A 10,732-nucleotide genomic window follows, 5' to 3' on the forward strand; every position below is an offset into this window, starting at 1 on the left:
CGACCTTTCACTTCAAGAGCCTGGCGTGCTTGCGCAGCTGGTTCACGTAGTCCTGTTTCTCCACCACCAGCGGGTACTGGTCGGCGTGATAGAGCCGCAACCCGGCATACAGGTCGGGCTGGCGGCCCTGGGTGGCGCGATCGAAACGCTCGACCCGCCGCGGATCGCGCGCCTTGGCCCGCAGATACTCCGCGACCAGTTCGGCCTGTTTCTCGTAGACGTCCCAGTGCGAGCCGATCGGCCGCACCATCCCGACCACGAACAGGTCGCGGGTGTGCGGCGGAAAGATGTTCAGATACAGGCCCGGTCGCAAACTGTCCCCGGCCCAGTTCAGATGGGCTCGGTCGACCACGGGATAGTTCGGGACGAACCCCGTGGCCAGCACCACCAGATCGACCTTCTCTTCGGTGCCGTCGGTGAAGGTCACCCGATCGTCGTCGATCGCGGCGATGTCCGGCTTGGGCGTGATGTCGCCGTGGGTGTAGTGGTGGTGCAACTGGTCACCGAGCATCGGGATGACGATGCCCTCACCGAAATCGGGCACCGGAAGCCCGAACGTGCGGGAGCGGCCACGCAGATACGAGAACAGCCGCTCGAAGGCCCGCTTGCGCAGCGGCCGCCACATCCGGCCCTGCAGCATGCTGTCGGTCGGGCGGCCCAGCATGTACTTGGGCATGCAATAGAACCCGCGCCTGCTGCTGTGCAGGGTCAGCGCGGCGTTGACCGCGCAGTCGGACAGGATGTCGGCCGCCGACTGCCCCGCGCCGATCACCAGCACCCGCTTGCCCAGCACCTGTTCGGGATGCCGGTACTCGCTCGAATGCAAGACGGGCACCGTGCCCGAGCCGGGGATGTCGATGCGGCGCGGGCTGCGGTCGTGGCCCGTGGCGATGACGACCCCCGCGTACGATCGCTCGGACCCGTCGGCCAGCGTCACCGCCCAGCCCTCCGCACCGGGTTCGATCCGCTGCACCGAGGTGTTCAACCGGATACGCGGCCACAGGTCGAAAGCGTCGGCGTAGGAGTGCAGATAGCGCAGCACCAGCTCGTGGCCGGGGTAGTCGGGATAGTCCTCCGGCATCGGAAATCCCGAAAACGCCTGCACGCCTTTGGACGCGATCACGTGCGTGTTGTGGCTGACCGGCGAGTCCGGCCGTCGCGCGTCCCAGATACCGCCGATCCCGTCGGCCGCCTCGAGCACCTCGAAATCCAGACCGTGCGCGGCGAACCCGCGGGCGGTGGCCAAACCGGCCGCGCCCGCACCGATCACGCAATACGTGCTCATCCGTTCCCTCTCCCCTGCCGCCTCCGGGCCTGACCGCTCATGCTGTGTCGATCGTCGGCATGAGCGGGGCCCTGCGTGGTGACGCTGCGCTGCCGCCTCCGGGCCTGACCGCTCACGCCGCACCGACTCGTTCGGTCCGCGGCGATTCCGCGGGGGGCGCCGGTTCCGGCTCGGTGCCCGCGCTCGCCCGCCAAGCCACGACGAAGCAGGCCACGTAGATGACCGTCTGCGCCACCAGCGTGAAGTAGACGTTCTCGTTGTAGACCGCCACGATCAGCCAGGCCACGGTGAGCAGGGCGACGGTGCGTTTGCCGCCGCGCATCAGCCCGGCGTACACCGCGAGCATCCACACCGCGCCCACGGCGATGTACACCCACGGCCCGAACGGGGCGCGGAACGACGCGAGCGTAAGCACCGCCAACCAGATCGCCAGCTGCTCGGCGCGCACCCGCGGGCCTTCGGCCCCCGCCGACAGCCGCCGGTGGATACGGACCGCGGTGACCGCCACCAGGATCAGCAACAGCAGTGTGTAGATGTTGGTGATCATCCGGGCGGGCCCGGTGGGATCGCCGATGTCCCAACCCATGATGTTCGCCTTGTACGGCAGCCCGTACGGCGAATAATTGACCAGCTGGTTGGCCCGTTCCACGAGCACGAACTGGTGGAACTCCCCGCTGGCCAGCCGCTGCCAGGTGCCGTCGGACAGGAATTGCCGCCACGGTTCCCAGCCGAAGATCGCCAGCGTGGCCAGCGAGTACAGCCCGCAGAACGCCGCGGTCCACACCGCGGGCCGCCAGCGTCGCTGGACCAGCAGATAGACCAGCAGGATCGCCGGTGACACCTTGGCGATGATCGCGAACGCCAGCGCCGCGCCGCCGAAGATATTGCGCCGCAAATGGAACAGGACCATCGCACCCGCGCCGCCGACGTACAGCACCAGCACGTGGATGTTGCCGATCTGCAAGGTCGCCAGCGTCGGCAAGCTGATCCACACCACCGGGGTCAGCGCCGCGAGCACCCCGCCCTGCCTGCCGCCGATCCAGCGGGCGACGGCGAACATGGCCACCAGCACGATCGCCACGTACAGCGAGTACCACAGCGCGCGCAGCGTGGCGAAGTCGTGGCTGAACAGCAGCAGCAAACGCGGCAGCAGCAGGAACGGCGGCGGGTACAGGTAGGCGTCGCGATCCTGCGGGGCCACCGCGGGCAGCACCGAATCCGCCTGCGGCGATTCGTAGCGGTGGCGGTCGTAGAGGCCGGCGGGGTCGTGCTCGGCCATGAGCGCACCGCTGACGTAGCCGGACAGGTGGGTCTTCTTCACCAGGAAGTCGTCGTCGGCCGACAGCGAGGCGTCCACGTTGTCGGCGTCGAGGATGAACTGCGTCAACCGGGCCAGCACCGCGACCACGAGCAGGATGGCCATGCTCCACAGCACCCGCACCACGATCGGTTTGCCGCGCATCACCTCCCGCCACTCGGCGGGCACCATCGGCACGAACAGCACGAACAGCGCCGCGGCGCACACGACGCCGAGCACGGCGGTCACCGGCCCGGGCAGGCCGGTGAGCGCGAGCACGATCAGCACGACGGGGACGAGAATGCCGACGACGAACACCGCGTACATCGCGGCGTAGTAGTCGAGCGAACCCCGGAACCTGGTCCAAGTCCTGGATATCATCTGCAACCTACGGCTTTCGGTTCCCGCGCCGCCCGGTTCGGGCCGCGCGGATGGTCTATCTGGTCGCTGCTGCGGTGCGCCCGGCCAGCAGCGGAACGACCTGGTGCACCACGTCGTTCGGTGTGGGCGCTGCGCGCAGGTCGGCGCCGATCTGTTCGGCGGCGGCACGGAAGCGGGGTTCGCGCAGCAGGGTTCGGATCGAGCCGGCGAGCGCGTCGATGTCGCCTTGACCGGGCGGGGTCTCGGCGGCCAGCCCGGCGCCGGTGCGCACCAGGCCCCTGGCGTAGTCGAACTGGTCGAACATCTGCGGCAACACCAATTGCGGCACACCGAACCAGCCCGCGGTGAGGCCGGTGGTCGAGCCGCCGTGGTGCACGAGCAGATCGCAGCCGGGCAGGAACAGGTTCAGCGGCACCTCTTCCACGACCCGGACATGCTCGGGCAGTTCGCCGACCGTGGCCCGGTCGCGTGCGGTCAGCGCGACGACGACCTCGGCATCATCGATCTCGCGCAGCGCCGCGAGCACCGACTCCAGCGGCCGCGGGCCGGTCAGGCTGAGCGTGCTGCCGCCCATGCAGACCGCGATCCGCTTGCGGCCGCGCTCGTTGCGATGCCACGACGGCAGCGCGCCGGTGCCGTTGAACGGGACATACCCGAGCGCGGTGCCGGGTGCGGCATCGGGCGCCTGCAACCGCTGCGGGCAGATGTCGAGCACGGCGACCGGATCGGCCAGCCGGGTGCCGGCCTCCTCGGCGAGTGCGGCGGTGCGTTCGGTGAAGGGGCCTCCGGTGGGGTCGATCCCCCAGCGGTGCACCAGCACCGGCAGGTCCAGTTCCGCGCCGAGCGCACGGCCGATGGTGGCCAGCGGGTCGGTGAGGATCACCTCCGCCGCCCAGTCGGTGGCCACCGCGGCGAACGTGTCGAGGTACTGGCGGGCGTGGTTGTGCCAGTTCTGCGCGGCGACCTGCCACAGGCCCTGCCCGCTGGACTGGTCGCGGTCGGCGAACAGCGGAAGCGGGAACATGGCCGGGTTCACCTGGGTGCGCAGCTGGTCCATCGGCACGTTCAGCGCGGTCAACTCGACGGCGTTGAGCCCCGAGCGCAGTGCCGTGGCCGTCACGTCGTTGCGTGAGGCGACCAGCACTTCGTGCCCGGCCAGCCGCAGCGCCCAGCAGAACGGCACCATCGCGAGCAGGTGGCCCGACGAGGGCACCGGCACGACAAGAAACTTCATCCGATCACTCCTTCGGCTTCATCCACTCCATCGGATTGGTGTGCCGAGGCACCCATGATGGAGCCGATTGCTCGGCGTTGCGGCGTTTTTCGATGACCACGATGTTGTGGTAGAAGTGCAGCGCTCCGATCCACTCGTCGAAAGCGCCCGCCGCGCGGCCGGATTCCTTCTCGAATTCCTGGTGGTGCAGGGCGTCCACCAGGGTTTTCAGGTAGCCGATGGTGGTGGCCGGATCGTCGGTCGCGGTGCTGCTTCCGCCCCAGCCCGACCAGTAGGAGGTCTGGGTGTCCTCCACCACGTACAGCCCGCCGGGCCGCAGGTGCGCGAACAGCGCCCGGAACGAGGCGATCACGTCACCACTGATGTGGCTGCCGTCGTCGATGATGATGTCGAACGGACCGAGCGAGCGGCCGAGCTCGTCGAGGAACGCCGGATCGCCCTGGTCGCCGCGCAGCGGTTGCAGGCGCGGCTCGGCGATGCCGGACTTGTCGAAGTAGTCCAGCCCGAACACCAGCCCGCGGCGGAAGTACTGCTTCCACATCCGCAGCGACGCGCCGCCGACGTCGGGCGCGGTGTATCCGCCGATGCCCAGTTCGAGCACCCGCACCCGGCTGTCGCGCAGCGGCGCGAAGTGCCGCTCGTAGTGCTGGGTGTACCAGTGCCCGCCCCACTTGTCCGAACCGAAGTACAGCGACAGCGCGTCGAGGTCGTAGTGGTGCGGGCGGCACGCGGTGACGATCCGGTCGGCGGCGACCGCGGCCGCGTCGCGCGCCAGCCGCCACGGGTCGTCGGGGGCGAAACTGCCCGGCCCCGGCTCGTCCTTGATCGCGATGGCGCGAGTGCCCAGGACGGTGTCCGGCGGGCCGTAGACCGCGCGCAGCAGCTCCACCAGATCCTGACGCACCACCAGCCAGGGATCTTCCAGGGTGCCCGGCGCGATCGCGGGGTCGTCAGCGCCGAAGGTGACCAGATAGTCCAGCTGTTTACCCTCGTGGGCCAGCTCGAACACGGCGGTGACCGGCTGTCCCGGCCGGGCGCCGTGGCTCGCGCGCCAGGCGATCTCCTTCAGCACCGCGTCGGCGACGGTCTCGGTGCCGATCTCACCGATCCGTGCGGCGGTCTCCTCGTACACGCCGTCGGCGACGGAGATCAACTGGGCGGCAAGGACATTCTCGTCGTTCAGGGTCACGTCATCCATCCGTTCCGCCGGTGCGTACCGGCTCCGATTCCTCCACCAGGTGCACGCCTTCGGCCACGAGCATGGCCCGCACCATGCCGTGGAAGTCCACCGAAGGCCGCCACCCGGTCCGCTCGCGCAGCCTCGTCGCGTCGCCCACCAGCGGCTGCCTGCTGCGGGTGAGCATCGAGGAGCGTTCGCGGACATGGTCTTTCCAGTCCAGTCCGGCCATGCCGAACGCGGCCGCGCAGAACTGCGCGACCGTGTGGTGTTCGCCGGTGGCGACGACGAAGTCGTCCGGCTCGTCGAGGGCCAGGATCCGCGTCATCGCCTCGACGTAGTCCGGCGCGTATCCCCAGTCGGCGCCGGCGTCCAACCTGCCCACCTCCAGCGTGCCGGTCTCGCCGCGCTGGATGCGCGCGACGGCCCGCACGATCTTGCGGGTGACGAACTTCTCGGCCCGCAAGGGTGACTCGTGGTTGAACATGATGCCCGCGGCCGCGAAGACGCCGCGGGCACGGTAGGCGCGGCAGGCCAGCAAGCCCGCCGCCTTGGTCACGCCGTAGATCGAGTCCGGTCGCAGCCCGCTGTCCTCGTCGCACACCGCGGCGCCGTCGGAGCCGAAGACATGCGAGGAGGCCGCGTAGAACAGGCGGGTGCCGGTGCGGTGACGATCGATCGCCTCCGCGAAATGCTGCACCGGCAGCGTGTTCACCCGGTGCGAGGCACGGGCCAGCTCGTGTGGGTCGCCGTGGTCGTCCTGCGAGGAGTGCTGCACCGCCGCCAGCAGGTACACCTGCTCGGGGCGTTCGGAGGCGACCAGCCGCTGCACGGCGGCCGCGTCGGTGATGTCGACCGGGCCGTCGCGGCCGATCCGCAGCACTCGCTCACCGCGCGCGGCGAGCAGGTCCGACAGCAGTGTGCCGTCCTGCCCCGCCGCGCCCGTGACGACGATAGTCATCTCACACCACGTCCAGTTCCGGCAGCGGGAACACCAGCCGCCCGCCCGCCGCGCGGAAGCCGCTCTCCCGCTCCAGCATCATGGTGCGGAAATGCCAGGGCAGCACGAAGAACTGGTCGGGCGCCAGCGCTCGCGCCTGCTCCTCCGACACGATCGGTATCGCGCTTCCCGGAGTGAACTTGCCGAACTTGTCGTCGTTGACCTCCGCGATGCACTCCAGGTCCTCCGGGCCGATCCCGCAATGCTGCAGCACCACGTTGCCTTTGGTGGAGGCCCCGTAACCGAGCGTGCGCAGACCGGCCTTGCGGGAGCGGTCGAAGAAATCCCGGACCTGGTGGCGATGCTGGTCGACTCGCTTGGCGAAGTCGGCGTACGGCTGCGCGGTGTGCAGTCCGAGCGTGGACTCCTCCTGACGCATCCGATCCAGTGCCGCGGCGTCGGCAGGCGAGGGCGCGCCCTGCTTGCCCAGTGTGAGGGCGAAGCTGCCGCCGTTGACGGTGTTTCGTTCCACCTCGAGCACCACGAAGCCGCACCGCCGCGCCATCCATTCGATCTGGTCGAGGGTGTAGTACTCCAGATGCTCATGGCAGATGGTGTCGTAGGAGGTCGTGGCCAGCATCGCGGGCAGATAGCTCTGTTCGAGCACCCAGACGCCGTCGTCGGTGAGGCTGTCGTGCACTGTGCGCATGAACCCCAGCGGGTCGGGGACGTCGTAGAACATGGCGATCGAGGTGATCACCTTGGCCCGCCGTCCCTCCAGCGCCGACTCGACCAGCTCGCGGGTGAAGTAGCCGGTCACCAACCGCACGTGCGGCGGATAGAACCGGCGGAACTTCTCGCCCAGCGGGTCGATGCCCACGATCGTCGCCGACCCTTCGGGGTAGGCGCGCAGCAGCGTCGCGTCGTTGCTGCCGATGTCGATCACCACATCGTCCGGCGTCAACGGCACCCGCTGCCGGATCCTGGCCACCCGGTGGGCGAGGTGCTCGATCATCGATCGATTCAGTCCGGAACGGTATCCGTATCCGGGGGAATACATTTCGTCGAAATCGGCGGTGTGGCGCAACTGCACCAGCCCGCACTCCTCGGGGCCGGTGGGCACGCAGCGCACCAGCTCCAAGGGGTAGCGCGGCACCTCGGTCGGATCGCCGGCCGGGAACACCCCGGTCAACGCCATCGTGCCGAGGTCGACCACCGTCTCGAGCCGGGTGTTCCCGCACACCCGGCAGCCCTGCACCGCCACTGCTCGTGTCACACGTTCTCCATATCGTGGGCCACCATCAACTCGACCAGTTCGGTGAAACTCGTGCGGGGCGCCCACCCGAGCTTCTGTCTCGCCTTGGTCGGATCACCGGTGAGATAATGCACCTCGGCGGGCCGGAAATAGGTCGGATCGACCTCGACCAGTACCCGCGAGGTGCGCCGGTCGATCCCTTTCTCCTCCAGACCGGTTCCCTCCCAGATCAATTCGACGCCGGTGGCGGAGAACGCGGTCTCGCACAGCTCGCGCACGCTGTGCGTCTCACCGGTGGCGATCACGTAGTCGTCGGGTTCGGGCTGTTGCAGCATCAGCCACATCGCCTCGACGTACTCCTTGGCGTATCCCCAGTCCCGGCGGGCGTCGAGGTTGCCGATGAAGAGCTTCTCCTGTTTGCCCTGCGCGATGCGCACCGCGCCCCTCGTCACCTTGCGGGTGACGAAAACCTCGCCCCGCCTGGGTGATTCGTGATTGAACAGCGTGCCGTTGACGGTGTACATCCCGTAGGCCTCGCGATGGTTCACCGTGATCCAGTACGCGTACAGCTTCGCCACGGCATACGGCGAGCGCGGATGGAACGGTGTGTCCTCGCTGAGCGCGACGTCGTGCAGGCCGCCGTAGAGCTCCGAGGACGAGGCCTGGTAGAACCGGGTCGCGATGCCGGTCTTACGGATGGCGTCCAGGATGCGCAGCGTGCCGATCGCGTTGGTCTCGGCGGTGAACTCCGGGATCTGGAACGAGATGTGCACGTGCGACTGCGCACCCAGGTTGTAGATCTCCGCCGGGCGCACGTCCTCCAGGATCCGGTTGAGACTGCTGGAGTCCATCAGATCCCCGTAGTGCAGGAACAGCCGGCGTTGGGAATGCGTATCGGAATACAGGTGATCTATCCGGTCGGTATTGAAATTCGACGCACGCCGGATAATCCCGTGCACCTCATATCCTTGCTGCAACAGGAATTCTGTCAGATAAGACCCGTCCTGGCCGGTGATGCCGGTTATCAGCGCCTTTCTCATCAAACCTCCAACCCCGAGACTAACCGGTAGCCAAATGGCGGGCAATACCTATCTTTCGGTCGCCGCCGGTATTAGAATTCGATTGCATGAGCGCGGCCTCCGAGAAAACTCTGGTAATGATTCCGACGTACAACGAGCGTCGCAACGTGGGCCCGTTGCTCGCTCAGATCCTGGAACAGGGCACCGATTTCGATGTCCTGTTCGTCGACGACAACTCCCCGGACGGCACCGGCGATGTACTCGATGACCTGGCCCGACAGCATGCGCCCCGTATCCACGTGCTGCATCGGGCCGGTCGGCAAGGCGTCGGCTCCGCGCACCAGGCCGGTATCCGCTGGGCCTACGCGCAGGGATATCGGCACATCATCACGATGGATTCCGATTTCGCGCATCCGCCGTCGTATCTTCCGGCATTGCGCGCGGCGGCGTCCGGTTTCGACATCGTGGTCGGATCGCGATATCTGAAAGAGGACAGCCTCGCCGACTGGACTCCCTTCCGCAAGGTCCTCACCCGGGTCGGGCATTTTCTCACCGTGACATTGCTGCGGATGCCCTACGATGCCACCGGCGCGTTCAGATACTACCGGCTGGATACGGTTCCGGTGGCCGCTTTCGATCGTGTTCGCTCGACCGGATACTCCTTCTTCTTCGAAAGTCTGTACATCCTCGCCGCCAACGGTTACCGGATCGAGCAGGTGCCGATCCACGTCCTCAACCGCACCGCGGGCGCCTCCAAGATGCGCACCCGGGACGTGGCGACCAGCGTGCGTTTCCTGCTGGTGCTGTGCGCGGAGAAATACCTGCGCCCCAGCAGGCACCGCATCAGTTCGCCTGCGCATCGCTGACCCTCCGCCCGGCCAGCCAGTCGATCACCGCCGCCGCCTCCGGCCAGTCGGGGCCGGTGGCGGTGATCGGGAACTGATCGTCCACATAGTCTTTGGCGAACTCCGACCGCGAGCCCACCGCGTCCCGCACCTCGGCCAGCGTCACGGTGGTGCGTGCGCCGACCTCGCGCAGGCCGGTGTCCGTAAGGTGGGCGGCGATCCAGTCGGCGCACCAGTCCACCGGGGCGAAGCTCTGGCGCGAGCGGCCGCTGGCGAACACCGGGCGGTCGGCGGCCATGTCCGCCAGCACGCCCTTGCGGTAGTCGCTGCCGTACATCGGCCCGAGGCGGACGACGAGATCATCTGCGCCGGAACACAATTGTTCGGCTTCCGCGCGGTGGCGTCCGTACACCGTGTCCAACTGGGTGCGCGCGGAGATGCTGCTGATCTGCACGAACCGGTCCCAGTTCCACCGCTCGCGCAGCAGGCGCGTCTTGTCCACCGTCTCCTGGCGGTCGGTGTCGGGATTGTGCTCGGCCCAGAAACGTTTCGATGGGCAGGCGGCGTTGACCAGCACGTCGTAGCGACCGGCCGCGCGATGCGCTTCATGGTCAGCGCGCACCACCGGCACCACCTCCCACCCTCCGCTCCTGCCGAGCGCCTCGACCAGCGCGGCACCCACGTATCCGCCGGCGCCGATCACTGCCACACGTAAACGGCTCACACCGCGTCCTTTCCGGCGTCCGCGTCGCGCCGAGCGGCCGAGCTTCGCCGTGCTCCAGCCGCCCACGCCATGCCCACCGCGATGCCCACGTCGGCACGGAGGCGGCTCGCCGTGGACGGTTTCCCGCTGTCGGGTGCACCGCTCACGCGCCGTTGCCTTCCAAGGTGTGCGGCAGCGGCGCCACCTGCACGATCGGCGGATCGCACTCGTCCCACGGCTTGGTCAGCATGGCGACGAACGTCAGCGGAGTGATCGAGTACACCGTGTGCATCACCCCGATCGGCGTGCGCGTGCAGATGCCCTTGCCCACGTGGATGAATTCCTCCGGGCAGTTCGGGTCCTCGTGGTCGTCCTTGGTCACCAGCACGCCATTGCCCTCGACGAACAGCAGGTACTCGACGAAATGCGGGTGGTAGTGCAGGCCACGCACCTTGCCGGGGTGCATGTAGATCAGGTTGAACTCCAGCAGGGGTTCCGGCGGGACCCAGGTGAAAATGCCGCCGCGCCCGTCGCGGACGGTGTCGAGGTTGCACGAGGGGGTGAGGACTTCGACCTTCATTTACTGCATCCCTTCA

At 68.0% G+C, this 10,732-nt stretch carries 11 protein-coding genes; 1 reads left to right on the plus strand and 10 read right to left on the minus strand.

What is annotated here, in order from left to right; all coding sequences use genetic code 11:
* Nucleotides 1-7: 7 nt before the first annotated feature.
* From IU450_RS34805 to gmd, 7 genes are all read right to left on the minus strand, one after another.
* Nucleotides 8-1,285 (minus strand): flavin-containing monooxygenase, encoded by a 1,278-nt coding sequence (locus IU450_RS34805; RefSeq protein ID WP_195153965.1) that lies wholly within the window; start codon nt 1,283-1,285, stop codon nt 8-10.
* Nucleotides 1,286-1,397: 112 nt separating this feature from the next.
* Nucleotides 1,398-2,963, minus strand: a complete 1,566-nt coding sequence (locus IU450_RS34810; protein ID WP_195153966.1) for a glycosyltransferase family 87 protein — start codon at nt 2,961-2,963, stop codon at nt 1,398-1,400.
* A gap of 55 nt (nt 2,964-3,018) precedes the next feature.
* Nucleotides 3,019-4,197 (minus strand): nucleotide disphospho-sugar-binding domain-containing protein, encoded by a 1,179-nt coding sequence (locus IU450_RS34815; RefSeq protein WP_195153967.1) that lies wholly within the window; start codon nt 4,195-4,197, stop codon nt 3,019-3,021.
* Between the two features lie 4 nt (nt 4,198-4,201).
* A complete protein-coding gene (locus IU450_RS34820) occupies nt 4,202-5,386 on the minus strand; it encodes a class I SAM-dependent methyltransferase (protein WP_195153968.1) in 1,185 nt (394 codons plus the stop codon).
* A gap of 1 nt (nt 5,387) precedes the next feature.
* A complete protein-coding gene (locus IU450_RS34825) occupies nt 5,388-6,335 on the minus strand; it encodes a GDP-mannose 4,6-dehydratase (RefSeq protein ID WP_195153969.1) in 948 nt (315 codons plus the stop codon).
* Between the two features lies 1 nt (nt 6,336).
* Complete coding sequence (locus IU450_RS34830; RefSeq protein WP_324197935.1) at nt 6,337-7,590, minus strand: class I SAM-dependent methyltransferase; 1,254 nt, start codon at nt 7,588-7,590, stop codon at nt 6,337-6,339.
* Nucleotides 7,587-8,609, minus strand: coding sequence for a GDP-mannose 4,6-dehydratase (gmd, locus tag IU450_RS34835; protein ID WP_195101544.1), 1,023 nt, complete (start codon nt 8,607-8,609; stop codon nt 7,587-7,589). The genes IU450_RS34830 and gmd overlap by 4 nt, the downstream gene beginning before the upstream one ends.
* 86 nt (nt 8,610-8,695) lie before the next feature.
* Here gmd and IU450_RS34840 point away from each other — a divergent pair, with 86 nt between their 5' ends.
* Complete coding sequence (locus IU450_RS34840) at nt 8,696-9,454, plus strand: polyprenol monophosphomannose synthase (RefSeq protein ID WP_195153970.1); 759 nt, start codon at nt 8,696-8,698, stop codon at nt 9,452-9,454.
* On the opposite strand, the gene IU450_RS34845 is transcribed toward IU450_RS34840, so the two are convergent.
* Genes IU450_RS34845 through IU450_RS34855 form a run of 3 tightly spaced genes read right to left on the minus strand, consistent with a single transcriptional unit; the run spans nt 9,432 to nt 10,716 of the window.
* The gene (locus tag IU450_RS34845) at nt 9,432-10,157 is read right to left on the minus strand and encodes a hypothetical protein (RefSeq protein ID WP_228835555.1); all 726 of its coding nucleotides are present in this window, start codon (nt 10,155-10,157) and stop codon (nt 9,432-9,434) included. The two genes, IU450_RS34840 and IU450_RS34845, sit on opposite strands and share 23 nt — an antisense overlap.
* The gene (locus IU450_RS34850; RefSeq protein ID WP_195153971.1) at nt 10,154-10,303 is read right to left on the minus strand and encodes a hypothetical protein; all 150 of its coding nucleotides are present in this window, start codon (nt 10,301-10,303) and stop codon (nt 10,154-10,156) included. Before IU450_RS34850 ends, IU450_RS34845 begins: the two co-directional genes overlap by 4 nt.
* Nucleotides 10,300-10,716, minus strand: a complete 417-nt coding sequence (locus IU450_RS34855) for a cupin domain-containing protein (protein WP_043692050.1) — start codon at nt 10,714-10,716, stop codon at nt 10,300-10,302. Before IU450_RS34855 ends, IU450_RS34850 begins: the two co-directional genes overlap by 4 nt.
* Nucleotides 10,717-10,732: the final 16 nt, after the last annotated feature.

Source organism: Nocardia abscessus, from assembly GCF_015477775.1.
GTDB lineage: Bacteria > Actinomycetota > Actinomycetes > Mycobacteriales > Mycobacteriaceae > Nocardia > Nocardia abscessus_A.

Bases quoted from the DNA above. Each gene is read 5' to 3' on its own strand.
- IU450_RS34805 (WP_195153965.1), bottom strand. From the start codon at position 1,285: ATGAGCACGTATTGCGTGATCGGTGCGGGCGCGGCCGGTTTGGCCACC.
- IU450_RS34810 (WP_195153966.1), bottom strand. From the start codon at position 2,963: ATGATATCCAGGACTTGGACCAGGTTCCGGGGTTCGCTCGACTACTAC.
- IU450_RS34815 (WP_195153967.1), bottom strand. From the start codon at position 4,197: ATGAAGTTTCTTGTCGTGCCGGTGCCCTCGTCGGGCCACCTGCTCGCG.
- IU450_RS34825 (WP_195153969.1), bottom strand. From the start codon at position 6,335: ATGACTATCGTCGTCACGGGCGCGGCGGGGCAGGACGGCACACTGCTG.
- gmd (WP_195101544.1), bottom strand. From the start codon at position 8,609: ATGAGAAAGGCGCTGATAACCGGCATCACCGGCCAGGACGGGTCTTAT.
- IU450_RS34840 (WP_195153970.1), top strand. From the start codon at position 8,696: ATGAGCGCGGCCTCCGAGAAAACTCTGGTAATGATTCCGACGTACAAC.
- IU450_RS34855 (WP_043692050.1), bottom strand. From the start codon at position 10,716: ATGAAGGTCGAAGTCCTCACCCCCTCGTGCAACCTCGACACCGTCCGC.